Source organism: Desulfonatronum parangueonense, from assembly GCF_054656975.1.
The window spans coordinates 971650-996632 of sequence record NZ_BAAHXH010000003.1 but is presented as its reverse complement, the minus strand read 5'-3'; the positions used below and the strand labels follow the sequence as shown (position 1 = coordinate 996632).

General features: G+C 58.0%; 18 protein-coding genes. 5 read left to right on the top strand and 13 right to left on the bottom strand.

The features are described from left to right. The first annotated feature begins 3 nt into the window (after window positions 1-3). The 4 genes from ACYQ15_RS04895 to ACYQ15_RS04880 all read left to right on the top strand — a co-directional run bounded on the left by ACYQ15_RS04895 (window position 4) and on the right by ACYQ15_RS04880 (window position 10576). A complete protein-coding gene (locus ACYQ15_RS04895; protein WP_459936405.1) occupies window positions 4-2493 on the top strand; it encodes a response regulator in 2490 nt (829 codons plus the stop codon). 659 nt (window positions 2494-3152) lie between these two features. Next, on the top strand, window positions 3153-4154 hold the full coding sequence (locus tag ACYQ15_RS04890; RefSeq protein WP_459936404.1) for a response regulator: 1002 nt from the start codon (window positions 3153-3155) through the stop codon (window positions 4152-4154). A gap of 57 nt (window positions 4155-4211) precedes the next feature. Further along, window positions 4212-7712, top strand: a complete 3501-nt coding sequence (locus ACYQ15_RS04885) for a PAS domain-containing hybrid sensor histidine kinase/response regulator (RefSeq protein WP_459936403.1) — start codon at window positions 4212-4214, stop codon at window positions 7710-7712. Beyond that, complete coding sequence (locus ACYQ15_RS04880; protein WP_459936402.1) at window positions 7709-10576, top strand: PAS domain S-box protein; 2868 nt, start codon at window positions 7709-7711, stop codon at window positions 10574-10576. The genes ACYQ15_RS04885 and ACYQ15_RS04880 overlap by 4 nt, the downstream gene beginning before the upstream one ends. A gap of 259 nt (window positions 10577-10835) precedes the next feature. Here the strand turns inward: ACYQ15_RS04880 and ACYQ15_RS04875 are convergent, their stop codons facing one another. The 4 genes from ACYQ15_RS04875 to ACYQ15_RS04860 all read right to left on the bottom strand — a co-directional run bounded on the left by ACYQ15_RS04875 (window position 10836) and on the right by ACYQ15_RS04860 (window position 16153). Beyond that, window positions 10836-12596: a DEAD/DEAH box helicase gene (locus ACYQ15_RS04875; RefSeq protein WP_459936401.1), complete on the bottom strand. Its 1761-nt coding sequence runs from the start codon at window positions 12594-12596 to the stop codon at window positions 10836-10838. 102 nt (window positions 12597-12698) lie between these two features. Then, entirely contained in the window at window positions 12699-13076 is a 378-nt protein-coding gene (locus tag ACYQ15_RS04870; protein WP_459936400.1) for a cupin domain-containing protein, read from the bottom strand. A gap of 154 nt (window positions 13077-13230) precedes the next feature. Beyond that, the gene (gene sfsA / locus ACYQ15_RS04865) at window positions 13231-13932 is read right to left on the bottom strand and encodes a DNA/RNA nuclease SfsA (protein ID WP_459936399.1); all 702 of its coding nucleotides are present in this window, start codon (window positions 13930-13932) and stop codon (window positions 13231-13233) included. A 37-nt stretch (window positions 13933-13969) separates the two neighbouring features. Then, complete coding sequence (locus tag ACYQ15_RS04860) at window positions 13970-16153, bottom strand: alpha-amylase/4-alpha-glucanotransferase domain-containing protein (RefSeq protein ID WP_459936398.1); 2184 nt, start codon at window positions 16151-16153, stop codon at window positions 13970-13972. Here ACYQ15_RS04860 and ACYQ15_RS04855 point away from each other — a divergent pair. Further along, complete coding sequence (locus ACYQ15_RS04855) at window positions 16152-16307, top strand: hypothetical protein (protein ID WP_459936397.1); 156 nt, start codon at window positions 16152-16154, stop codon at window positions 16305-16307. The two genes, ACYQ15_RS04860 and ACYQ15_RS04855, sit on opposite strands and share 2 nt — an antisense overlap. 114 nt (window positions 16308-16421) lie before the next feature. On the opposite strand, the gene ACYQ15_RS04850 is transcribed toward ACYQ15_RS04855, so the two are convergent. The 9 genes from ACYQ15_RS04850 to ACYQ15_RS04810 form a co-directional block, all read right to left on the bottom strand. Further along, entirely contained in the window at window positions 16422-17756 is a 1335-nt protein-coding gene (locus ACYQ15_RS04850; protein ID WP_459936396.1) for a phenylacetate--CoA ligase family protein, read from the bottom strand. Between the two features lie 2 nt (window positions 17757-17758). Continuing rightward, complete coding sequence (locus ACYQ15_RS04845; RefSeq protein WP_459936395.1) at window positions 17759-18496, bottom strand: ABC transporter ATP-binding protein; 738 nt, start codon at window positions 18494-18496, stop codon at window positions 17759-17761. A 3-nt stretch (window positions 18497-18499) separates the two neighbouring features. Further along, window positions 18500-19273 carry an ABC transporter ATP-binding protein gene (locus ACYQ15_RS04840; protein WP_459936394.1) on the bottom strand — a complete coding sequence of 258 codons (774 nt, stop codon included), beginning with the start codon at window positions 19271-19273 and terminating at the stop codon, window positions 18500-18502. Window positions 19274-19338: 65 nt separating this feature from the next. Further along, complete coding sequence (locus ACYQ15_RS04835; RefSeq protein WP_459936393.1) at window positions 19339-19611, bottom strand: type II toxin-antitoxin system MqsA family antitoxin; 273 nt, start codon at window positions 19609-19611, stop codon at window positions 19339-19341. A gap of 224 nt (window positions 19612-19835) precedes the next feature. Next, window positions 19836-20858 carry a branched-chain amino acid ABC transporter permease gene (locus ACYQ15_RS04830; RefSeq protein WP_459936392.1) on the bottom strand — a complete coding sequence of 341 codons (1023 nt, stop codon included), beginning with the start codon at window positions 20856-20858 and terminating at the stop codon, window positions 19836-19838. Further along, the gene (locus ACYQ15_RS04825; RefSeq protein WP_459936391.1) at window positions 20855-21736 is read right to left on the bottom strand and encodes a branched-chain amino acid ABC transporter permease; all 882 of its coding nucleotides are present in this window, start codon (window positions 21734-21736) and stop codon (window positions 20855-20857) included. The genes ACYQ15_RS04830 and ACYQ15_RS04825 overlap by 4 nt, the downstream gene beginning before the upstream one ends. Before the next feature lie 375 nt (window positions 21737-22111). Continuing rightward, window positions 22112-23320 (bottom strand): cofactor-independent phosphoglycerate mutase, encoded by a 1209-nt coding sequence (locus ACYQ15_RS04820; protein WP_459936390.1) that lies wholly within the window; start codon window positions 23318-23320, stop codon window positions 22112-22114. Window positions 23321-23389: 69 nt separating this feature from the next. Next, window positions 23390-24313 (bottom strand): D-alanine--D-alanine ligase family protein, encoded by a 924-nt coding sequence (locus tag ACYQ15_RS04815; RefSeq protein WP_459936389.1) that lies wholly within the window; start codon window positions 24311-24313, stop codon window positions 23390-23392. Next, window positions 24279-24902, bottom strand: a complete 624-nt coding sequence (locus tag ACYQ15_RS04810; protein WP_459936388.1) for an HD domain-containing protein — start codon at window positions 24900-24902, stop codon at window positions 24279-24281. The genes ACYQ15_RS04815 and ACYQ15_RS04810 overlap by 35 nt, the downstream gene beginning before the upstream one ends. Window positions 24903-24983 lie beyond the last annotated feature (81 nt).

Genomic DNA, 24983 nt, shown 5'->3' with positions numbered 1-24983 from the left:
CTCATGCAAAGCCAACAAGAGACGGAGATCCTGTACGAGATATCCCTCTCCCTGGGCATCAGCCTGGACCTGAAGAAAATGCTCCGCGAGGCCGTTTCCACCATGATGCGGACCCTGAACTGCAATGGCGGGCACGTCTTGCGGGCTCATGCTCCTGATTTGGAGGGAGGGTCCGGGGCGGGCAGTCCGGGGTTGATCTGGACCCCGGTCTGCGCGCTGCCCCGGGCTCTGGCCCGCAATGCCGGACATGCGGCGTTCATCGAGGCGGCGGAGCTTCCCGCGGCCAGGGCGTACTGGGCGCCTTGGGCCGCCAAACTGCCGCTGATCCGACAAGAAGATCAGCTCACGCGGATGCTGTTCAACCTTCCGGAATTTGGGGTTCTGATCCTGGAAAAGACGGGCGCCCCGCTTGGGGAGACGTTCTGCCGCTCCCTGCAAATCCTGCTGGACAAGCTGGCCAAGTTCGCCCTGGCCTGCCTGTACGAGGAGGAACTGCACCGCCAGATGAAGGCGGCCCAGGCGGCCAGCCTGGCCAAGAGCCAGTTCCTGGCCAACATGAGCCACGAAATCCGCACTCCCATGAACGGGGTGATCGGGATGACCTCGTTGCTTCTGGACACGGAACTGAACCCGACTCAGCGCGCCTTTGCCGAGACCGTGCGCTCCAGCGGCGAGGCCCTCATGGCCGTGATCAACGACATCCTGGACTTTTCCAAGATCGAATCTGGAAAACTGGAAATTGAAACCCTGACATTTTCTCTGCGGAATTTGCTGGACGATGTCGCGGCCATGATGGCGGTGAAGGCCCAGGACAAGGGCCTTGAGTTCATCTGCTCCGCGGATCCGGACGTCCCCGACGCCCTCTCCGGCGACCCCGGCCGCATCCGCCAAATCCTGACGAATCTGATCGGCAACGCGGTCAAGTTCACGGAACAGGGCGAAGTGGAGGTCAGGGTTCGGAGGATGGAAAGAAATGCTGGAATGCGGGAATGCTGGGATGCTGGAATTGCCGAGGTAGGCGGTACGTTCAGTATTTCAGATACGGTTGAACGGACTCAGGCGTCGGACTCGAACGTCCTGGAGACACAGTCGTTTCAGCACGGTCCAGATTCCAGCATTCCAGCATTCCAGCATTCCAGCATCCCGGAAATTGCATTGCTTTTCACGATCCGGGACACCGGCATCGGCATCCCCGAGGACAAGCAGGATCGGCTGTTCAAAAGTTTTTCCCAGGTGGACGCCTCGCATACCCGGGAATTCGGCGGGACCGGGCTGGGGCTGGCCATATCCAGGCAGTTGGCAGTTTTGATGGGCGGGGATGTGGGGGTGGAGAGCGTTCCCGGCGCGGGCTCCACGTTCTGGTTCACGGTGCGCATGGGGCTCGCCGCGGACATGGGCGAGAAGCCGTCTTTCCCCGCTGATTTACGTGGAGTGCGCGCCCTGGTGGTGGACGACAACGCGACCAACCGCGAAGTCCTGACCACGCGTCTCGCCGCCTGGGGGATGCGTCCGGACGAGACCTCGGACGGACCCACGGCCTTGCGACTGCTGTACAAGGCCCTGGAAGAGGGCGATCCGTACGCCCTGGGACTGCTCGACATGCAGATGCCGGGCATGGACGGGGAGATGCTGGGTCGGACCATCCGGGTGGAGAGCAAGCTGGACGACCTCCGGTTGGTGATGATGTCCTCGGCCTCCCAGCGCGGCGACGCAAAGCGGGTCGAGGAAATCGGATTTTCCGCGTTCCTGGCCAAGCCCGTGCGCCATGAAGAGCTTTACGACACCTTGGCCTTGACCCTGGCCTCGGAGAAATCCCCGAACCTGATCACCCGGCATACGGCTCGCCAAAATGCACGGGAAAGAGACAAGCGCGCAACCCCCGGCTTCTCAAACCGCAAGGCCCGCATCCTCCTGGCCGAAGACAACGTCACCAATCAGAAGGTGGCCCTGGCCATCCTCAAAAACCTCGGCCTGACCGCCGACATCTTCCCCAACGGCGTCGAAGCCCTGAACGCCCTGAAACAATCCCCCTACGATCTGGTGCTGATGGACGTGCAGATGCCGGTGATGGATGGGTTTGAGGCGACGCGGCGCATTCGCGACTGGGAGGTTCAGGGTTCACGGTTCAACGGTTCAGCGGTTGAAGGAGAAGAGGTTCAGGATTCACGGTTCAATGGTTCAGCGGTTGAGGAAACAATGGTTGGTGGTGTTGATGCAGGGGCGACCCGCGGTCGCTCTTCTGCTGGTCCGCCGTCCCCAAACATGAACCGTGAACCGTTGAACCGTGAACCTTCAAAAACCGTGAACCGTGAATCGCTAAACCCTGAAACCCGCATCCCCATCATCGCCCTCACCGCCCACGCCATGCAGGGCTATCGGGAGCAGTGCCTGGAAGCGGGGATGGATGGTTATCTGACCAAGCCGCTGGAGACGAACCGACTGGCCGAGGTGCTGGACAAGTGGCTTCCGGTTGATGAGGGGGGAGAGTCCTGATGTGTGGCGATGTCAGGTCCGTAGCCCTGAATTCCAGTTGCAACGCAAGTTGCATTGCTGGGCTTTCCTGACGTTTGCCGCGGAAAAGCCGCTGAGCAGTTGCCGCTGGATTATACTGGTTTAGGGTGAAACAGTGAATACTCCACCGGCTGCAAGCCGGTGGCTTCAATTAACAGCTAAAGCTGGCGGGGTCGGCTTCGCCGACTCTATATGCGTCAACATTTTGCTGTCGTACGGCACGCTTTTAAAACATTTACGCGATAGGTCGATATCTTCAAGTCAAATTGACAAGAAGAGACGCTAAAGCTGCCACCTAAAAGGTGGGGGTTTTAACCCTCCCAAACGGGGACAATAAAAAAATTCCGATGATGCCATATGCCGCCCTTACAGGGCTATTTTTGTTTTAACTTCATCTACCCAGGGCGTTGTCCTGGGCTACAATATGTCGCCCCTTTGGGGCTTCAGAAAAACCCTGTAAGGGCGTACTGCCGTAGCCCAGGGCAACGCCCTGGGTAAAACGCACTCCAACAATTATAGCCCTGAAAGGGCGACCTAAAATGATGCAACGCAGGCCAAAATAGAACGATGCTCCTCATGGAACGTCGGCAAATTTGAATAGTCAACCTCAATCAGTATAACTCGCGGACAGAGGATGACCAATGAAGGTACTTGTCGCGGATGATGAGACGCTGAGCAGGAAAAGTCTTGGGTTTTATTTGAAGGGACTTGGTTACGACGTGCGCCAGGCCGTGAACGGCAGGGAGGCTCTAGAGGTCTGGCGCGCGGAAACGCCCAGGATACTGCTCACGGACTGGAACATGCCAGAGATGGACGGGGCTGACCTGTGCCGGACGATTCGCGCGGAAGAGGGGGACGAGTATACCTACATCATCATGGTGACCTCCCGTGACAAATCCGCCGACCTGCTGACCGGGTTCGAGGCCGGTGTGGGCGACTACCTGACCAAGCCGGTGGGCAAGGAAGAGTTGCATGTCCGCTTGAAGGCCGGGGAGCGCATCTTCAGTCTCCAGGACAAGGACATGGTCATTTTCGCCATGGCCAAACTGTCGGAGACCAGGGATCCCGAAACGGGCTACCACCTCGAGCGCATCCAGGGCTACTGTCGCATCCTGGCTGAAAAGCTGGCCCGTGAGCCTGCGGTATTTCCGGAGATCAACCGCCAGTTCATTGAAATCATTTACGCCACCAGCCCGTTGCACGATGTCGGCAAGGTGGGCATCCCGGACCGCATCCTGCTCAAGCCCGGCCGACTCACCGTCGAGGAATTCGACGTCATGAAGTCGCACACCGTCATCAGCTACGAGACTCTGCACAGCGCCATCCAAAAGAACCCGAGGGCTCTCTATCTGCGAATGTCCGCGGAAATAGCCCGTTCTCACCATGAGCGTTTCGACGGCGGCGGATATCCAGACGGCCTGGCCGGAGAGCCAATTCCATTGAGCGGCAGAATCCTGGCCGTGGCGGATGTCTACGATGCACTGATCTCCAAGCGAGTCTACAAGGAGGCCTTTTCCCACGCCGATACCAGGAAAATCATTCTGGAGGGCCGAGGGGCGCATTTCGACCCCAACATTGTGGACGCATTTCTTGCCTGCGAGGATGATATCATCGAGTTGGCGGCAAGATTAAAGGAAGACTGATGCGGCCATCGAAATAATTTGGATTATTGATCCTACCAAAATACCCACGGAGGCGGAATGGTACGGACGCAAACAACCGAAGCAGCTCTTTCCCGGGCAGGCTTCCCCAACGCCCAAGGCATGCTGATGGACGCCCCCATCGGAATCTACGCATCCACGCCGGAAGGCCGCTTCCTGGCGGCCAATTCGGCCATGGCAACGATGTTCGGGTACGATTCAGCACAGGATTTGATCGCCTCCGTCACGGATATTGCCGCGCAACTTTACGCGGACCCTGCCGACAGGGATGAATTCAAGCGCCTTGTTGAAGAGCAAGGCGAGGTCAAGGGGCATGAGTTGCGCATGTTGCGTCGCGATGGTTCAGTCGTCCGGGTATCACGGAGCGGGCGCGGAGTTCGAGACTCGGAAGGCAAGATCATTCATTACCATGGCTTTGTTACCGATATAACGGAGCAAAAAGTCATGGATGAGGCATTGAGAGAGCGAACGTCAAGGTTCAATACGATTGTCGACAACATGTTCGATCTGGTTTCTATTACGGACATGGAGGGGTATTTCAAGCACCTTGGCGTGTCACATTCGATACTCGGTTACGATCTCGATGAGCTGGTTGGCAGGAATGTCATGGAATTCGTTCATCCTGATGATATCGATCATGTCGCATCTTCCTTTGCGGACTTCATCAACACGCGGCGGAGCGGGCAAAAGCTCGAGTATAGATATCGCCGCGCAGACGGAGAGTATCTTTGGTTTGAAACGGTTGGAAAGATGCTTTTAGATGCCCAGGGGCAACCCAAGGAAATTCTTTTCAGTACCAGGGACTTTACCCAACGCAAGGCAGCCGAGGACGCCTACAAGGAAAGCGAAGCCAAGTGTCGTGAACTCTTTGACAACGCACCTGTCGGCATATTCGAGTCGACTCCGCAAGGACGCTATATTTCCGTCAATTCCGAGTATGCGAGGTTGATTGGGTATGCCGGCCCCGAGGAAATGATTGAAAATGTCGTGGACATAGCCAGGCAGCTTTATGTCCGGCCGGAGGAAAGAGAGAAATACAACAATCTGCTTAAGGAACATCAAATTGTAAATAATTTTGAAGTCGAACTGAAGCGCGTCGATGGCCAGTCAATCTGGGTCTCCATGGATGCCAAAGTCAAAACAACCAAGGATGGTGAAATTATTTATGCAGGATTTCTTACCGATATCAGCAAGAGAAAAAATGCGGAGCAAAAATACAACAGAGAAAAAATATTTATCGAAGCCATTTTCGATAGTGTACCGGGACTACTTTATCTTTATGATTCCAATGGAAGATTAATACGCTGGAACAAACAACATGAGATCTTTACAGGATACCATCCCGAAGAACTTGCGAACATGCATTTGATGGATTGGTACTCCGAAGACATTGAAAGCCAAAATGCAGTTCAGGAAGGTGTCGCCACAACCATGGAGAAAGGCCATGGAGAAGCGGAAGCCGTGTTGCAAAGAAAGGACGGTTCCGGGGTCTCAATGCATTTCACCGCCAGACTGTTGACCATTGAGGGCAAGCAGTACTTTACCGGTGTTGGAATTGATATTTCCGAACGGAAGAAGCGGGAGCGGGAACTCAGGGAAAAGACCCTGCTGCTGGAAGGAATACTGGACAACATCCCGGACATCATGGGCGTCAAGAAGCCGGATCTGACCGTGATCCGATACAACAAGGCTGGATATGATTTCTTGAAGCTGCCGCCGGAAAAGGTCATCGGATCCAAGTGTTATGAGCATCTCAACCTGAATAGCCCCTGTAATCCCTGTGCGACGCTTGAGGCAGTCAAACAAAAAGGCCTTGTAGCCCTGGAAAAGCATCTGCCCGAATTGGACATGCACTTCAACTGCAGAGCAAATCCGATTTTTTCAGAAGATGGCCGGATTCTCTATACAGTGGAACTGATTCGCGACATAACCCAGCGCAAGAAAGCCGAAGCCGAGTTGCGAGCGCTGGCGCAGATTCTGGAAAACGTCGACAGCATCGCGGTGATGAAAGACCCGTCGCTGCGATACATCGCGGCAAACCAGGCCTACTTGCGTCTGACGGGATTCACGAACCAGGCCGATCTGATCGGCAAGACTGATGCGGAATTGTTTCACGGGCTGGCCTCGGATGAGCAAATCGAGTCCTACATGGAAAACGACCGGAAAGCCTTGGGACTCCCGGCTGGAAAGGTCCACACGGCGGAAGAGCTGTTTCCCGGCGACGACGGAACCATGAAGACTTTTCTGACCAAGAAATTCCCGGTCTACGACAAGGATGAGCAGCACCTGCTGGGCGTGGCGACCCTGACCACAGAAATCACCCAACAGAAGCGTCTGGAGTCCGCCCTGCGCGATGCCAAGCTTGTCGCCGACGCGGCCAACCAGGCCAAGTCCGAGTTCCTGGCCAACATGAGCCATGAAATCCGAACGCCGATCAACGGCATCATGGGGATGATGCAGCTATTGGAGACCACCGCCCTGGACGAAGAGCAGCGGCAATACGTTCAGTTGACCAAAACTTCCGCCGAGCGGCTGACCCGACTGCTCTCAGACATTTTGGACCTGTCCAGGGTTGAGGCCGGGAAGATGGAAATCCATGATTCCGAATTCAGCATATCCGATTTGCGGGATTCCATCATCGGGCTGTTCACCTTGGCGGCTCGAAGCAAGGGAATGTCCGTGGAGTGCATTCTGGACCCGGCAATTCCGGATAGGCTTGTGGGAGATGAAGCCAGATTGCGGCAAGTTCTGTTCAATATTGTCGGCAATTCGGTAAAATACAGCGATCATGGGAAGGTCGTCGTGAAGATGGTCCCAATCCGTTCCTGGAAACCCGCCGTCGTCAGGATACTTTTCTCGGTGACCGATACGGGTATCGGCATCCCTGATGAGAAAGTGAACGATCTGTTCAAGCCCTTTGTGCAGGTCGACGGCTCGTACACCCGAAAACATCAGGGCGCGGGACTCGGGCTGGCCATCGTCAAACGCCTGATTGAACTGATGGATGGGCGGTTGTGCATTGACACCGCCATTGCACAGGGAACCACTGTCCATGCGGCTCTCTATTTCAAGGTTCCAGGCGAGAGCGCCGCAAAGCATTCAGGTGATTCGTCACCACCTTCCTCCAGATGTCTGCGCATCCTGCTGGTCGAGGATGAACCGTCAAACTCCATGCCGATCATGAAGCTGCTGGAAAAGACCGGTCACACCGTGACCCTGGCCGAAGACGGACGACAGGCCCTGGATATCCTCGCCACGTTGGATTTCGACGCCATCCTGATGGACGTGCAGATGCCGGTTATGAATGGGGTGGAAGCGACGAAAGCGATCAGAACGCTGGAATATGAGAAGAATTCCAGCATTCCTGAATTCCAGCATTCCAGAATTCCCATCATCGCCCTGACCGCCTATGCAATGCTCGGAGACCGGGAGAAGTTCCTTGCAGCCGGGATGGACGACTACCTGGCCAAGCCGGTGAAGATGGGTGATTTGGAGAAGGTGCTGGAGAGAAACATTCGCTCGCAGGAATTAATGACATGAAACATCTGCCTGACCAACATGCCGCGCAGGAGAGAGCCAGACTTTCGAAAAAAAGGGAATATGACCCCACGAAACGCCTGCCTGACGGAATTTCCTTGCAAACTGCCCTGGTTTCCTTGATCGCGGTTGTGACCATTCTCGCGGTTGGTCTGGTAGGGGGGCTTTCGTTTTACAGCGGTCGCCAGGCGGTCAATGATGTGGTCCATCAACTGAGTGCCGAAATTGCCGAGCACATCAACGAGCATGTTCAGGGTTTTTTGAATTTGCCCCAGGTGACCAACCAGGCCAATGCCCGGATCATTGCCATGGAAAGTGGCCTTGCCCATGACCAGGAGGGTCTGGTGGCCCATTTTGCAAAGCAGATTGATCTGTTCCCCACGGTGACCAGCATATATTTCGGAAACACGCTTGGCGGGCTGGCCAACAGCGGACGGGAAATTGTGGACGACGCCCGCTATGTCATCGTTACGGACGATTTCCAGGCCGGAGCGTTTCGAAAAATTGCTCTTGATTCCAATGGATCGCAAAGTCGGGACTTGGCCGTCATATCTCATTTCGATGCCCGGACACGCCCCTGGTATGCCAATGCCCAGGATCTGGGCGGACCGCTATACAGCGATATTTACATCATCTTTACCGGCCAGGACATGTCCCTGGCCGCCAGTCGTCCGGTCTACGACCAGGAAGGAACCTTCCTCGGCGTGGTCTCCGTGGATCTGTTTCTTTCTCACCTCTCGAAGTTTCTCCAAGACCAACGCATCGGGACGAACGGACAGGCCTTTATCATGGAGCGTTCAGGGGAGCTGGTGGCCTGTTCCAAAAGCCGGGTTCTGATGGTTGACGACGACTCGTCGCTAAGCCGCCGGGTGCGCGGGTTGGAAAGCGAGAATCCCGTGGTTCGCGAGGCTGCCCGGGTCTTGGCGGACCGGTTTGATGCTCTGCATGTCCTTGAAAGTGACCTTGCTCTTGATTTCGAGGTCCACGGCCAAAAGCACCTGTTGCAGGTTTCCCAGCTACAGCTTGACCCCGGCATTGACTGGCTGGTGGTGGTTTCGATGCCAGAAGCTGATTTCATGGCCGGAATCGCGGCCCAAAACAGGACGACCATTCTGCTGACCCTGGGCATTCTTTCCTTGGCCCTGTTGACCGGCACAATCGTCGCCAGGGGAATTATCCGTCCCATCAGTCTGCTGGATGGTGCATCCCGCAAACTGACCTCAGGCTCGCATCCCGAAGAGATAGACGAAAATACGTCCTTTTTGGAAGCCAGGAATCTGACCAGATCATTCAACCTGATGTCGCGCAAGCTGTCAGGCACCATCCAGATGCTCAACACGGAACTTGCCGAGCGCAAGCAGGCCGAGGAGGCCCTTCGGGAGAGTGAAGCCCGTTACCGGGAACTGGTGGAAAACGCCAACAGCATTATCCTGCGCATGAACAAGGACGGCAAAATTACCTTTTTTAACGAATTCGCGCAGCATTTTTTCGGATACAAGTACGACGAGATCATTGGCTGCAATGTGATTGGAACGATTGTTCCGGTAACGGATTCCACCGGCAAGGATCTTCGTAATTTGATTTCAGAAATCTGGCGTCATCCCGAAACATACATTAACAACGAAAACGAAAATCTGCTCAAAAACGGTTCACGCGTTTGGGTCTCCTGGACGAACAAGATCCTACCGGATGCCTCGGGTATGCCCAAGGAAATCTTGTGCGTAGGCAAGGATGTCACGGATATGCGGCAGGCTCAGCTTGCCTTGCGCGAGAGTGAGGAACGTTTTCGGGTTCTGTTCAGGCAGAACCCTGACCCGCTGTTCATCTGGCGGATGGACGACTCCCTGTTCGATGTCAACGATGCCGCCTGCCTCCTTCTCGGGTACGCCAAAGAAGAACTGTTGGGCATGACCCTGGCCGATATCCAGGCTCCCTCGGTTCGTGGTCGTCCCGGCACCATCATTGGCAGGGAAGTGATCTTGTCAACTGTTGAAGGCCTAGATCTTCACAAGGATGGCACCGAGATTCCGGTGGAAATCATCACCGCCCCAATCACCCTGCAAGGCCAACCCTACGCCCTGTCAGCAATCCGCGACATCACGGAACGCAAACGTAACGAAACGGCACTGGCCATGGCCAAGGAGCAGGCCGAAGCCGCCAACCAAGCCAAGTCCGAATTCCTGGCGAACATGAGTCATGAAATCCGCACGCCCATCAACGGGATCATGGGCATGATGCAGCTTCTGGCAACGACGCCCCTGGACGTCGATCAAAAACAATATGTTACTCTCTGTAGAACCTCGGCCAATCGACTGACCAGGCTGCTCTCGGACATTCTGGACCTGTCCCGTGTCGAGGTGGGCAAGATGGAAATCTATGAGTCGGAATTCGTGGTCAATGAACTTACCGATTCCGTATCCGACTTGTTCAAGGTTTTGGCCAGGGAAAAGGGCGTCCGCCTGGAATGTGCCATTGATCCGGATATCCCCACGCACCTCATCGGCGACGAGGCGCGGGTCAGGCAGGTTCTGTTCAATCTGGTGGGCAATGCATTGAAGTTTACAAAGGAAGGAAGCGTCCGCCTGAAAATGACTTCACTGGGTGTCGAGGAAGACAACATCTTCAATGTGCTGTTCTCTATCTCCGACACCGGCATCGGCATCCCCGACGACAAGATCGATGGCCTGTTCAAGCCCTTTGTCCAGGTGGACGGCTCCTACACCCGCTCCTACCAGGGCGCGGGCCTGGGTCTGGCTATTGTCAAGCGGCTCGTCGACCTGATGGGCGGGAAGATTTCCATGAAAAGCGCTGTCGGCGAGGGGACCACGGTGCAGGTGCTCCTGCCCTTCAAACTGCCTAAGGAATGAGGTTCACATTTCCGGTTCAATGGTTGAAGAAACGGCGGATGATGGTATTGACGTAGGGACGAAAAAACTTTCGCCCAACCGAGTCGCGCCAAAGGCAACACATTCCGGCGTTCCCCTGCCCCAACCGTGAACCGTGAACGTGAATCTGGAGAGGGTTCTTGGGCCTTGACGAGGAACATGCCCCCCCAACCTTGACCTCCTACAAGCACCGTCTGTCTTCGGCGGAAGCCGTAAGCGGTACGGCTTCCGTCAACCAGTCTCACTCCCCTTTTCTCCAGCCCGTTCCCGGTTTCTTGGTCCGAAACGGACGCGCGGCAATGGTTCGAACTCGGCCTGGGCCTTGATCATCGCCGAAACCTCCTCCGGCAGGCGACGCAGCCTGAACCTTGATGCGCAATCCCCGGATCTGGTTGTCGTCCATTATACGAATCACCTCGCCGGCAAATTCCGAAGGCACTTCGACAAAGCATTGCCGATCCTGCATCAGGATCTTGCCGATCTGTCTGCCGGATAGGCCTGTTTCGCCGGCAATGGCGCCGACCACATCCCGAACCTCCACGTTCTGATTGCGACCCACGTTGATCACAAGTCGAGTCATGCCTTGTGGCGTGCCAACGTCCCTGGGACGACCACCAAATCGATCCCGTGCCCCCCGGTCTCCGGACCGGTCACCAAACCGACCACGGGAAGGTTCGCTGATCGTAATGAGTTCATCCTCACTGGTCCTGGGTGGCCCCATGAGCATTTTCAGAAGGGCAGCGGCCATGTCCAGGGATGACACCTGATCAATTTCCAGAAAATGTTCTATGGTGCGTACCTGTTTTTCCAGGCCGCCCTGGGCCATGGTTTCCTTGACCTGATTCAAAAATTTTTCCGTTTTGGCCTGCTCCACGTCCCCCACGCTCGGCACGCTGCGCTGGACCATCTTGGACTTGGTGAACCGCTGGATGTCCTTCAGCTTGTAGAATTCGCGACCCGAGGCAAAGGTGAACGCCCTGCCCGTCCGACCTGCCCGGCCGGTGCGGCCGATGCGGTGGACGTAGTATTCGACGTCGCTGGGAATATCGAAATTGAAAACCGCTTCCACGTCATCCACGTCGATGCCGCGGGCGGCAACGTCCGTGGCCACCAGGATCTCGACATTGCCGGTTCGAAACTTGGCCATGACCCGGTCCCGCTGGTTCTGGTTCATGTCCCCATGCAGTCCTTCGGCCAGATAGCCGCGAGCCTGCAGATGCTCCACGATCTGGTCCACTCCCCGCTTTGTATTGGAAAAAATAATGCTCAGCTTGGGATTGTAGACGTCGATGATCCGGCACATGGCTTCCAGACGCAATCCTCGCGGAACCTCGTAAAAAAGCTGCTCGATATTCGGGACCGTGAGCATTTTCTGGGAAACCTTGGCCAGAACCCGATCAGTGAGATAGGTGTCCGCCAGGCGCAAAATCTCCGGCGGCATGGTCGCTGAAAAAAGAACCGTCTGTCGGTCTTCAGGCGCATTCTGAAGAATCGATTCAATATCCTCCCGGAATCCCATATCCAGCATCTCGTCGGCCTCATCCAGAACAGCGACCCGGATCTGGTCCAGCTTGATGGTTCCGCGCTGGATGTGGTCCAGAACGCGGCCCGGCGTGCCGATGACCACCTGCACTCCCTGGCGCAAGGCCCGAAACTGGCGATCGATGGGCTGTCCGCCATAGACCGGCAGCACGGAGATTCCCCGGCAATATTTGGCCAGCGAGTTCAACTCCTCGGCGACCTGAATGGCGAGTTCCCTGGTCGGGCAAAGCACGATGGCCTGGATGTTTCGATTGGACGCTTCAATTTTCTGCAGGATGGGAATACCGAAGGCGACGGTCTTGCCTGTGCCGGTCTGGGCCTGCCCGACCACGTCGCGACCTTCCAGGAGCATGGGGATGGCCAGGGACTGGATCGGGGACGGCTCCTCGAACCCCATGTCCTGGATGGACTTCATGATTTCCTGGGAAAGCCCCAATTCTTCAAAGCTGCTGATCGACATGTCGGTATCCTTTTGCTCAATTTGATTTGAAATGTGATTCATAGTTCCGGAACTCCGGCGGACATGGAAGAGATTTTCCTCGCCAAGACATGATGCTTGTCCTTACCCACCCTCCATATCCTCATAGGCATCCGGAATGAACCTGGGTGTGCAAACGGCCAGAAAAAGCAGGTCGGAGACGCCGGGATTGTGGATGCGTTGCGACACTCCCGGGGGGATCAGAACCACATCGCCCTGAGCCACGATTCTGGCTGGCCCACCGTCAACTTCCATCAGCCCCTGACCCTCAAGAATGATGTATCGTTCCGCAATGCCTCGCAGTCTGTGCAACCGCGTGGTGACCTGCGGCAGCACCCGCACTCGGGCAACGGATACGGCATTATCCGCGGAGGAATTCCACCATTCGGTGATGAAACAACGCTCCTTGAAAAAGTATTCATCCACCGACCCTTTATGGAACATAGGTATTTTTTCGTTCATGCAAAGCGCTCCAGCGGCAAAAGAACTCCGGCAAGACAAAAACCATCAATAATACAAAGTCACAAAGATAAGGACGAGGAGGCCATTGACTGGGTTCCGAAAACACGTCCCAGAAGACGCTATGCAACGGAAGCGCGGGTGCATGGATCTGGATCTACAGGACCACAGGCAACGGTTTTTCCAGAAAGATTTCCCGCTCTTCCACCCTGGCCTGCCAGGCCAGGGTCTCGACACCCTGTTGCACAACCCGCCGCAACGTCTGCCCGTAAAAGGGATCAATGGCGTCCGCGGGTGACAGGCAACGGGCGTCCCCGCGCTGGACGCAAAAAAAGATCACGGCCCGGTGACCGGCCAGGGCCAATTCGGCCAGGGCCTCCAGGTGCCGGGAAGCCCGCGCGCTGACGGCATCCGGAAAGATCGCCGCCTGATGCTCGTCCACGGCGGTCACGTTCTTGACTTCCAGATAGCAGGCATGTCCCCGAAAGTCTTCAAGAAGCATGTCCAGTCGGCCATGGGACACCACGACCTCCCGGCGCACGGGGGCATATCCGGCCAACTCGGTCACCTTTCCCGCGGCCAGCGCCTCCCAGACCAGAGCGTTGCTGCGCCCGGTATGGATTCCCACCAGAGTGCCCGGACAGGCCTCGGTAATCTCCCAGGTCCAGCCATACTTTCGTTTGGGATTCTCCGCTGCGCTCAGCCAGACCCGCATGCCGGGAGTGGAGCATCCGAGCATGGAGCCGGTGTTCGGCGTGTGGGCGGTGATGATTGTGTCGTCATCCAGGCGAACGTCGGCCAGGAAACGGTTGTAGCGCCGAACAAGGGTGCCGGAAACAAGGTTATCGGGAAAAAGCATGGTAATTGCTCAATCGAGATCCGGAATGCAAAGCGGATTATGAGATCCGGCACGAACCATCTTCAAATCGCAACCTGAGCAGAAACCGCTCCGTTTCTCCAGGGCCAAGACGCAGAGAGCGACAGAAATAGAACGCGGAACCCTGGGGAGTGCGTTCAAAGCCGTTTTCGGATTTGGTCACGGCCCACAGCGGGACATGGCGCAGGGTTCCCCGCGGAGCCACGTCGACCAGAAGGCGACCCTTGGTATACGGGCAGGCAAACACGACGTCCACGAGATCGTCCATGCTCCAGGGTAGATCCAGATCCTTTTCCTCCTGTCCGCCGCCGTTCCCGTTCCAGCTCCCCGTGCACTGCGAGGTCAATCCCAGAGCCAGTTCCGTAGCCCAGAGCGAACTCAGGCCGGTTCCCTGCTCCAGGGTCAGAACGTAGTGGATCTCCAGGCAATCATCAAAAAGACGATATGTTTTTTCAACACGCAACACGTCGGAGTCTTCGGCGCCGAACAACATTTTGCCTTCAAGGTCAGCCTGCAGACTTGTCTCTTCCTCCCGAACCCGCCACGCCATCCTGGTTTTCCAGGAACTGCCCAAAGGCTGAAAGCTGCCGTGGACCAGGTCGTCCAACGAAGTATCCGACGTCAGGAGGTAGTCCACGAAAGGCAGGTGATCAAAGCGGTCATAATCCAGATATTGCTCCAGTCCCGGCTCCTTGGACCGCACTTCCGCGGAGTGGATATGAAAAAACTCCTTCCACTGGGGATGATCCGGGGTGATTACTTCGCCCTTTTCGGCTGCTTTGCGCAGGGCTTGATGATACGGCTCGGGGTGACGGGAAAATGCCGTGGCCAGGTTGAGACGTTTGGGGAGATAATCCAGTTCCTTGGCCGCGCCGCCGTTGCGCGGATTGAGAAACATCTGCCATGGGCCGTATCGCAGGTGAACCTCGTCGGTGCCGTCCACGTCAATGTCGCGGCTGGACCAGTGCGGCGAAGGCCATAGACCGGATTCCTCCTGGGCGGCCAGCAGATTGGATGCATTGGCCTGACGCAGATGGGTCAGGTAGACGCCGCCAAACACGCCGTGCCAGTAGGCGCAATTGCATTGACTGGCCCAGACCCGCCGGCGTCCCCGCTCGAGAGCCTCTGGATCGAAGGGAACCAGTCCGCCCGCTTCGCCCTTTTCCTGTTCATCCTCCAGTGCATCCAGTGCCCGGGACAAATCCATGCCCCGCTTTTGCAGCCAGTTCACCTCCGGGTATTTGACCAGAAAATTGCGCCAGAACCCGCCGGATAGGAATCGAGCCGCATCAAGGCTTTCGTTGTCCAGGCGGCACTGCCCCAGGGCCGCGGCTTCCTCCGAAGGCATGGCCCAATCCATCATTTCCAGGTAGGAGGCCGTGGGCAGATAAATCCGGCCCTGATCCCCGTGACGGTCCATGTATTCCGCGGGCGTGACCACCCGGATCCAGTCCTTGCGCTCCAGGAGCCCATCGAAGAACCGCCGCATGTATCCCTGATCCCAGCAATGCTCATGGGTTCTCGGCCACAAGCCGAACCGCTCGGCATCATCGCCCAGGCAGGCCAGGGGAGCGATGCCCAGTTTTCGGCCTTGTTCGGCCAGATCACCCAGCATGCTCCAGACCGCGTCCAGGGGCTGCCATGGGATCAAGCGGCGCAGGGGCTTGAGGTTGACCAGCAAACGCAGCGGATTCCCGCAATCCTCGGTTCGCCAGGTTCCGGAAAGGCAGCGCACTCCGGCCCGGTGCAGATGGTTGTCGTCCACCAGGCTGTAGCCGATGCCCAGGGGCGCGAGCCAGGACGGCAGGTGCGGTTCCCAGACCCGTTCCGTGAGCCAGAGCCCCGTAGGGGTGACGGACCAGAGGCGTTGCATGGCCTCGATATGCATGCGCACCTGCCCCTGGGCGTCTTCCTGCCGGAGCATGGGGAGCACGGGTTCGTAGTATCCGCCGGTCAGGATTTCCACCTGCCCCCGGCGGACCAGCCGATCCACCTGGTCATGAACCTGAGGTCGATGCTCCAGGAGCCAATCCAGAAGACATCCGGAAAAATGCATGCCCACCCGAATGTCCGGATAAGACCAGAGATGATCCAGCAGGGGTTTGTAGGCCAGATCGTACGCCTTGGCAAAGACGTGATCAAAATTGCCCACGGGTTGATGGAAGTGCAGAACCAGGGAAAAATATATCGGAGATTTTGTCATGAAATACCTGATTGGAAAGTTGGAAATGCTGGAACGCCAGAACAATTTTTATCCGCGGATTACGCAGATCGACGCAGATTTAAGAAATTGGAGTAACTACCACGCGGAGTTTGCCCAAGACGGGGGCCATATTCCAGCCGGAACTTTGACCTGAGTGCATTACACCGTTGCCGCACTGGGGTGCGGCGCTCCCAGGCGCTCCCAGGGTTTATCCTGTTGATTGCCGCAAGTTTTTGAGTAGTTACGAGCTGAGTAGTTGCATTTGGATTCAAAAAGGCAATTCCGTTGCCGGAACTTCTTTTTCCTGAAACGTGGTTTTATAGGTGAGTCCGGCCAGGGGCAATCGATTCAACGGCGCCTGGCGCAGGCGCAATCCCAGCCCGAAAACCCGGCGTAACCGGCTGCGCAGGGTTTCCAGAACCGGCCCGGACAGCGTCGCTCCTTCCGGCTGCGCCGCCACCAGTTCCACCTGGTCGCCCAGACCGTGGACCGTCTGGACGACAAGCCGGAAGTCCGGCACGTCCGGTGCGACTTCATGGAGTATCCGCTCCACGATATGCGGATTGAGCCGGATGCCGCGCACGGAAACGGCATCGTCGCTGCGCTTGTGCACCGGTGAAAGACGGGCCGAAGTCCGCCCGCAGGGACACGGAGCCAGATGCAGGCGACTGATGTCCCCCGTGCGATACCGGATCAGCGGATAACCCTGGGTTGAGAGACTGGTCACCACGACCTCCCCTTCCTCGCCGGGAGCCTTGGCATCTCCCGTATCCGGATCGATGATTTCCACGAGAAAATGATCCTCGGCCACATGCATCCCGCTTTGCTGCATGCATTCCGAGGCCAGGGCCGGCTCGATCATTTCGGCGACGCCGTAGACGGTGTAGGCTTTCAAGCCCAGCCCGCGTTCCAGAACTCCCCGCACCTGGGGCTGCAAAGCCTCCGGTCCGAACATCCCGACCCGCAGATGCAGCCCGGACACGTCCTTGTCTTTTGTGTTGTCTTGCGCAGGGCTTTCGTTCATCAACCGGATCAGACTCAGGGCGAAGGCCGGAGTGCCGGCCAGGACGGTGGATCGAAAATCCTGCATCATCTTGATCTGCAAGGCCGCGGAGACCGTGGCCGCCGGCGTGAGCACCGCGCCCAGGGATTCCGCACCCTGGTTGAACGTGAACGCACCGGGGAATTGACTGTAGTTGAAGGCTACCTGAATGATGTCCGTGCGCCCGACCCCGGTCGCGGTCATGGCCCGGCACATCAGTTCGGTCCACATGCGCAGGTCCTGCCGGGTGTATCCGATGACAATCGGTTCGGCGCTGGACGTTGCCAGACGCAATTGGACCACGCTGCGTAGCGGTACGGCGAACAAGCCGTAGGGATACGCCTGGATCAGATCTTCCCGGGTGGTGAACGGAATCTTGGCCAGGTCGGCCACGTCTCGAACATCCTCGGGCAGCAGCCCCAGTTTTCGGAACCGCTTGGCATACAAATCCACATTGCGGGCGGTCAGGTTGAGGGTCATCTGCAACCGTTCCAGTTGGATCTGCTCCAGTTCCTCACGACCCATGCACTCAGCCCGGGGATTCCAGATGGTATGATCCATGATCAGCGCTCCCACTTTGCCTTGTAGTCCCGGCCCAGATAGGCCCGGCGAAATTCATCGTTGGCTTGCAGTTCCTCGGCCGTTCCGCTGAGTATCAGCCGCCCGGCTTGCAGCACGTAGGCCCGGGTGCTGATGCGCATGGCGGCCAGAGCGTTCTGTTCCACCAAAAGAATGGTCAGGCCCTCCGCCTGAAGATCCTGCAAGGTCCGGAATATCTCCCGGATCACCAGCGGCGCGAGTCCCAGGGACGGTTCGTCCAGCACCAGAAGCCGCGGACGGGCCATCAGGGCCCTGGCAATGGCCAGCATCTGCTGCTCCCCACCGCTCAAGGTCCCGGCCTTTTGATCCAGGCGTTGCCCGAGCACAGGAAACAACTCCAGCAGCTTGGCCCGGTTGTTCCGTATGTCCGCGGCAGCCAGCCGGTTGCGCAGGGCAAAAGCGCCCAGGTCGAGGTTCTCGCGGACCGTCATCGAGGGGAACAGCTCCCGGGCTTCGGGAACCTGGACCAGCCCGGCGGCCACAATCCGGTGCGACGCCATTCGCGCCAGATCCTGCCCTTCGAAGCGCAGTTCCCCGGACATGGGACGGATCAGGCCGCTGACCGCCTGCAGCAGGGTGCTCTTGCCGGCCCCGTTGGCGCCGACCAGGCAGACCGTTTCGCCCTGAGCCACGTGCAGACTGACACCATGCAGGACGGAAATGCCGGAGTATCCGGCGTGCAGATTGCGAATGCGCAGCATGTTTCACTCCCCCAGATATGCCGCGACTACTTCCGGATTCGCCTGGATCTCCCGCGGCGAACCCTGGGCCAGGAGCCGGCCGTGGTGCAGAACCAGGACATGATCCGTATGGGTCATGACCATGTCCATGTCGTGTTCCACCATGATCATGCTCAGCCCCTGGCTGCGCAGGTCATGGAGCAGGTCAGCCATGGCTTCGCGCTCATTCATGGTCAGTCCGCCCATGGGTTCATCCAGCAGCAGCAGTTTGGGATCGCCGACTACCGATCTGGCCAGCTCCAGCAGCTTGCGCTGCCACAAGGACAGTTTCCCCACCGGGCTGTTCCAGACCGTATCCAGCGAATATCGGTTCAAGATCTCCATCCCCTTCTCGCGCACCAGCCCTTCTTCCCGACGGCTGCCCGGACTGCGCACAAGATGCCCCAGCATTCCCACCCTGCCACGGCAATGCAATCCCAAGAGCAGGTTGTCCAGGACATTCATCTCCAGAACCAACTGTACGGCCTGAAACGTACGAGCCAGCCCCATGGCGGCCCGCTGATGCACGGCCAAGCCGTCCAGACGCTGACTTTCCAGAAGCACTTCCCCACGCTGGGGTACGTACAGCCCGCAAATCACGTTCAACAAAGACGTCTTGCCCGCCCCGTTGGGCCCGATCAACGCCGTCCACGCACCCCTGGAAACGCCCACGGAAATTTCGGTCAAGGCCTGCAAGCCGCCGAAGGTCAGGGAAATCTCACGCAGGGAAAGCAGATACTGCTCATCCGGTTTGGCCATCTCTTCTCCGGATCAGGTTCTTCACGAAATTCAAGCTGGCGAGAGGTCGAAAGATTTGGACGGAGTTATGCAAAATCAGACTCGGGGATGGAATCATAAGCAACCCGCGGCATCTCCAGATAGCAATCCGGCTTCTCCTTATTGCTCTGGATAGCGAAAAATCGTTTCTCGATATTCTTCAACACCAAGGCATCAAAATAGATCATGCCGCATGAGCAACAGATTTCAACAGGGGTGTCTGGAACCAGCAGGTAATTTCCCTTGTACGAATACAAATACTCGGTTGTCCTGGTCTCATGCTCCACATTGCCGCAAAAATTACATTTATTTTCAGTCAAGATTTTGTCCTATTCGATGACGCCACAAAACCGGAGTATGGTATAAATACGACTCATTATTATATCTAAGCTCATCCGAGCTATTGCGTCCTGGATACCCGCCTTCGCGGGTATGACTGACTCGGATAATATATTGAAAACCAGTCATTTCCGCGAAGGCGGGAATCCAGGTCATGCTTGCCGCAGTTCTAAAGATACGATTCCTATCAAGCTTTGCAGTTACTTTATTTTGCCATTCGCTTGTTACTAACATGGCGATAGACCTTCAGCATCCCCTCCCCTGCCGCGGGAAGCAGTCCCTTGGGACAGAACATCAGGACGACCATGAGAATCAGGCCGTGCAGGAGGATCATCAGGTCGGGCCAAGCGTGCAGCCATTCGGGCAAAATCAGCAGGAAGGCCGCTCCGAAAATGCCGCCCCAAAGATTTCCCAGTCCGCCGATGGCAGTCATGGTCACCAGTTGCAGGGAGACGAACATGTCGAAGCTGTGCGGGCTGATGAACTGCAGATAATGGGCGTACAGGCTTCCGGCAAGGGCCGCGAGCAGGGCGGCGGCCACGAAAAGTCCGACCTTGTAGCGCGTCACCGGGACGCCCAGGGAGGCGGGCAGCAGATCCCCCTGGTGCAGGCTGCGCAGGGCCCGGCCGGGACGGGTGCGCAAAAAATTGGCGCACAGCCAGAGAACCAGCAGCACCACGGCCCAGACCAGATAGAAAAAATTGCGGTCGTCGCTGAGATTCAAGCCGCCAAGCTGCATCCCTGGAATGCCGAACAGGCCGGATGTGCCGCCGGTCATGGGCTCCCATTGAATGCAGATGATGGTGAAAATGATGTTGAAGCCCAGGGTGGCCATGACCAGGTAATGGCCTTCCAGCTTCAATGTCGGGATGGCCAGCAGCAGAGCGATCAGGCAGGCGATGGACACGGCGGCGAACATGGCCAGTCCAACGGGTATCCCAAAGTGTACGCTGAGAATGCCCGACGCATAGGCCCCAAGGCCGAAAAAAGCGGCCTGTCCCAGGGAAACCTGGCCGGCCATGCCGATCAACAGGTTCAAGCCGGTAACGGCCAAGGCAAAGACCCCGATCAGGCTGCCCAGGGACAGCAGGTACGTGTCCGTCACCAGCCAGGGCGTTGCCAGCACCGCCAGGGACAGGGCAACGTAAGGAATATACGGCAGCATGCGTTCTGAAAAAGAAGGCAGGGATCCTGCTTTCCGGTGGGTCGTTGAAAGCTCCGTGTTCATACCCGCCTCGTTTTGGCCTGACCGAACAACCCTGAAGGACGGATCCAGAGCACGCAGAGCAGGATCAGGAAGGCCAGGGCGTCCTTGTAGGCCGAGGAAATGAAGCCCGCGGCCAGGGATTCCAGCACCCCCAGGAGCAGCCCCCCGGCCACCGCGCCCCAGACATGGCCATAGCCTCCGAGAATGGCCGCGGCAAAGCCCTTCAATCCGAGCATCACCCCGGCGCTGTAATGCATTCCGGTAATGGGCGCGATGAGAATTCCCGCCGTGGCGCCCAGTCCCGCGCTCAGGGCGAAGGAGACCATGACCATTTGAGCCACGGGGATGCCCACCAGCACCGCGCCGTGCCGGTTGTCGGCCACCGCGCGAATGGCCTGCCCCACCGCGGTGCGTTGGAAAAACAGATGCAGCAGGGCCACGCAGATCATGGTCACCGCCAGTATCCACAGCGCCTGCCGGGAGATCACCGCACCGGCCAGAAGCAGCGGGCCTTCCGTGGAGAATGCCGGCAGGGCCCGGGCGGTCTTGCCCCAGATCAGGGAGGCGGCGCCCCGGGCGGCAATGGAGAAACCCACGGTGATCAAGACCAGAATGAGGACATGCCGCGACCTGGCCAGTCCCAGGGGCACGCGTTCCAGAAAAACGCCCAGGAGCATGGCCGCGGCGATGCTTGTCCCGAACGACAAGGGCATGGACAGGCCCACGTCCTGGGTCAGGCCGATCATGATCATGGCGCCGAGCATCACGAACTCGCCCTGGGCGAAATTGACGATGCCCGTGGCATTGTAGATGATGCAGAATCCCACGGCCACCAGGGCATAGATGCTGCCCGAGGTCAGCCCGGACAGCAGGAACTGGGGGAGTTGATCAAGAATCATGGTTCATGGACGGGAGAAGTGAAGAAATCGGAAAGTAACTGCTCAAAAGCTTGTGGCAATCAAGGGTTAAATCCAGGGAGCGCCGCACCCCAGTGCGGCAGCGGTGTAACGCACTCAGGACAAAGTTCCGGCTGGAGCGTGGCCCCAGTAGCTGAATCACGAAACTCCATCCCGGAGACACTCCTTGCACTGCAAACCTCATCGCCCGACCTTTTTGAGCAGTTACGTCGGAAATCCCCCTTTGGAGAACGTCGTGACCGATGCCTGGATCTTCGGACAGGGACTTGTTGCAAAGCGGGATGAGTGATCGCTTTCTCCGAGAACTCTTGGCGCGGATGCCGTTAGTGTACGCCATGCCGTTGTGCGACGTTGCCATCACGGCTTTTCCGCCGCCCGGCGCAGGGCCCAGGGCAACAGATCGTCGCCGCGCTCCAGGATCAGCCCGGTGGTAAAAGCAAGCTCTTCCGTGAACCGCGAAGTGGACGGTCCGGTCGTACCCGGCTGCCAGAAGAGAAACGGCACGGGATCGCTGACGTGGGTTCGCTTCACCAGCGGGGTCAGGTGGTCGCAGGCGACCAGAACCGCCACGTCCCCGCCCTGCAAGCCGGAGAGAATCGGGCCGACGACCTGGGCGTCAAAATCGGCAATGGCCCGGACCTTGTTTTCCAGGTTGCCCTGGTGTCCGCACTCATCAGGCGCCTCGACGTGCAGGAAGACGAAATCGCCCTGCTCCAGAAATTCCAGGGCCGCGGCCACCTTCCCGGCATAGTTCGTGTCCAGGTAGCCGGTGGCTCCGGGGACCTCCAGAACGGCCATGCCCATGGCCCGTCCCAGTCCCTTGACCAGATCCACCGCGGAAATAACCGCTCCGGTCCGGTCGAAGCGCTCCGTGAACCGCGGCAGATGCAGTGGCCGACCCTGGCCCCACAGCCAGATGGCATTGGCATGGGAGCTGTTGCTCCCGCCGTTGCCCAGCAGCTCGGCCGCTTCCCGAACCAGACGCCACAATTCCGGACACTGCCGGTAGGCCTGGATGTCCGGCCCCAGCTGCTGATCCAGAATGTCATGGGGGGGGCGAATGCCCAGGGTCGCTTCCAGAGCTGAGACTTTCCCCGGCTGCACCACCAGGTGCCGGTACTGGACTCCGGGATGAAAATCCGCGCCCTTGCCGCCGAGACGTTCCTGGAGCAGTCTGACCAGCCGCGTTGCCGTGGGCGTATCAATATGCCCTGCCGAGTAGTCCAGCATCGTGCCCTCCGGATCCAGGGCGGACACGCGAACCAGATTGCAGCGCCAGACGAGATCCCCGGCCTGGAGTTCAAGCCCCTGGGCCGCCGCCTCGATGGGGCCGCGGCCGGTATGGAAACGCGCGGGGTCACAGCCCAGCAGGGCCATGTTGGCGATATCCGAACCAGGGGGCATGCCTTCCGGGACGGTCCGGCACAGGCCGACAGCGCCTTTTTGGGCCAGCGCGTCCATATGCGGGGTAACGGCGGCATCCAGGGGAGTCTTCCCCCCCAGTTCATCCACGGGCCAGTCGCCCATGCCGTCCGCGATCAAGAATATCAGTTTGCTTGCACTCATGCGTCGCTTCCTTGCCCCCGCGCCGCACGGCCGGGGTTGGTGCGTTGAAATGAAATGCTCTCTCGAAAATCAAGAGAGTTGCTGTTTCGGTTTCTTTTCCAGACCCAGCTCGATCAACCTTGCGAGCAGATGATCAAAGTCCAGCCCGTGAACGGCAGCGGCCTGGGGCAGAAGACTGGTGGCGGTCATTCCGGGCAGGGTGTTCACTTCCAAAAGATAGGCTTGCCCTTCATGGAGGATGAAATCCGCCCGGCTGTATCCGTGCAGGCCGAGAATGCGATGGGCATGCAGGGCCATGGCCTGGATGCCCCGACAGATGTCCCGCGCAAGAGGCGCCGGACAGACCTCTTCGGCCTGACCGGGCATGTATTTGCTTTTGTAGTCGAAAAAGGACGACTCTTCACCCGGCCGGATCAGAATCAGCGGCAGGGCTTCATCGCCCAGGATGCCGCAGGTGACTTCCAGGCCGGGCTGGTACTGTTCCACCAGTACTTCGCGCCCCTGGGCCAGGATCCGTTCCACGGCCGGCATGAACTCGCTTTGCTGGTGCACCACCTCGATACCCAGGCTGGAGCCGCCAAGATTCGGTTTGACCACGTACGGCAGTTTGAAGGGCGGATTTTCCTCGACCGATGGGCTCTGGGGGATGAAGAACCAGGGCGGTGTGCTCAGATTGTTCTGAGAGAACAGAGATTTGGAAGCCGCCTTGTTCAAAGCCAGCATGGAGCCCGCCGGGCCGCTGCCCTGATAGGGCTTTCCGAGGCGATCCAGCATGGCCTGGATCAGGCCGTCCTCACCGGGAGCCCCATGCAGGTTGATGAAGACAAAATCGAAATCTTCCACGAGAGGTGGCAGCTTGCCCAGGCCGGCCAAAGGGTCATACATGGCCACGGAGTGACCCTGGCGGCGCAGGGAGGACTCGATGAGCCCGGCTCCGGCCAGTGAGACCTGACGCTCGTCAGACCATCCGCCGGCGATCAAAAGAATACGCATTCAATTCCACCTTCATTTCCGCGGTGAGCAGCCGCTCAATGGCCTGCCCCTGCTCCAGGGATTCCTGGATGTGTTTTATTGCCGTGGCGTTCATCCCATAACGGGTTTGCAGATCGGCATACCGTTCTTCCAGGGTGACGATTTCCGTATGCTTGACCCGCTTGTCGCTGTAGCAAACGATCAACGATACGGGGTAACGACGCAAATCCATTGCAAACGGCCACTCGACATGATGCAGCACGGCCCGGGCCAGGACTGGATTGCCGGTATGCTCCTGAACCCATGCCGCCCCGATCTGGCTGTGGCTGCCGCCATGCAGGATGGTGTAGAACTTGGCCAGATCATGCAGCATGGCCGCCGCGATGACGACATGAACATCGAGATTTGGCAGCAACGTCTTTTTCATCAGCTCGGCGATGCACCGCGAAACCCTGGTCACCGTCAGGCTGTGGCTTTGAATGTGCTCCGGCATGTCCCATCGTTCCCACATCTTCCGGCACTGGGCCTCGGTGGGAGTCCAGCCGGACGTCGCACTCCAACAGTCGTCCTCGGGAGAATTGAGAGCTGTTTCGATCCGGCCTGGATTCATGATCGTTTCCGTGCTTGCCCGTTTGACACCCAAAGCCAACATGCTTATCAACAGCGCAATGAAAATGCAAAAGGAGTTGCC

Coding starts and splice junctions, on each gene's coding strand:
- ACYQ15_RS04895 (WP_459936405.1), top strand. CDS start 4: ATGCAAAGCCAACAAGAGACGGAGATCCTGTACGAGATATCCCTCTCC.
- ACYQ15_RS04890 (WP_459936404.1), top strand. CDS start 3,153: ATGAAGGTACTTGTCGCGGATGATGAGACGCTGAGCAGGAAAAGTCTT.
- ACYQ15_RS04885 (WP_459936403.1), top strand. CDS start 4,212: ATGGTACGGACGCAAACAACCGAAGCAGCTCTTTCCCGGGCAGGCTTC.
- ACYQ15_RS04880 (WP_459936402.1), top strand. CDS start 7,709: ATGAAACATCTGCCTGACCAACATGCCGCGCAGGAGAGAGCCAGACTT.
- ACYQ15_RS04875 (WP_459936401.1), bottom strand. CDS start 12,596: ATGTCGATCAGCAGCTTTGAAGAATTGGGGCTTTCCCAGGAAATCATG.
- ACYQ15_RS04870 (WP_459936400.1), bottom strand. CDS start 13,076: ATGAACGAAAAAATACCTATGTTCCATAAAGGGTCGGTGGATGAATAC.
- sfsA (WP_459936399.1), bottom strand. CDS start 13,932: ATGCTTTTTCCCGATAACCTTGTTTCCGGCACCCTTGTTCGGCGCTAC.
- ACYQ15_RS04855 (WP_459936397.1), top strand. CDS start 16,152: ATGAAATACCTGATTGGAAAGTTGGAAATGCTGGAACGCCAGAACAAT.
- ACYQ15_RS04860 (WP_459936398.1), bottom strand. CDS start 16,153: ATGACAAAATCTCCGATATATTTTTCCCTGGTTCTGCACTTCCATCAA.
- ACYQ15_RS04850 (WP_459936396.1), bottom strand. CDS start 17,756: ATGGATCATACCATCTGGAATCCCCGGGCTGAGTGCATGGGTCGTGAG.
- ACYQ15_RS04845 (WP_459936395.1), bottom strand. CDS start 18,496: ATGCTGCGCATTCGCAATCTGCACGCCGGATACTCCGGCATTTCCGTC.
- ACYQ15_RS04840 (WP_459936394.1), bottom strand. CDS start 19,273: ATGGCCAAACCGGATGAGCAGTATCTGCTTTCCCTGCGTGAGATTTCC.
- ACYQ15_RS04830 (WP_459936392.1), bottom strand. CDS start 20,858: ATGAACACGGAGCTTTCAACGACCCACCGGAAAGCAGGATCCCTGCCT.
- ACYQ15_RS04825 (WP_459936391.1), bottom strand. CDS start 21,736: ATGATTCTTGATCAACTCCCCCAGTTCCTGCTGTCCGGGCTGACCTCG.
- ACYQ15_RS04820 (WP_459936390.1), bottom strand. CDS start 23,320: ATGAGTGCAAGCAAACTGATATTCTTGATCGCGGACGGCATGGGCGAC.
- ACYQ15_RS04815 (WP_459936389.1), bottom strand. CDS start 24,313: ATGCGTATTCTTTTGATCGCCGGCGGATGGTCTGACGAGCGTCAGGTC.
- ACYQ15_RS04810 (WP_459936388.1), bottom strand. CDS start 24,902: ATGAATCCAGGCCGGATCGAAACAGCTCTCAATTCTCCCGAGGACGAC.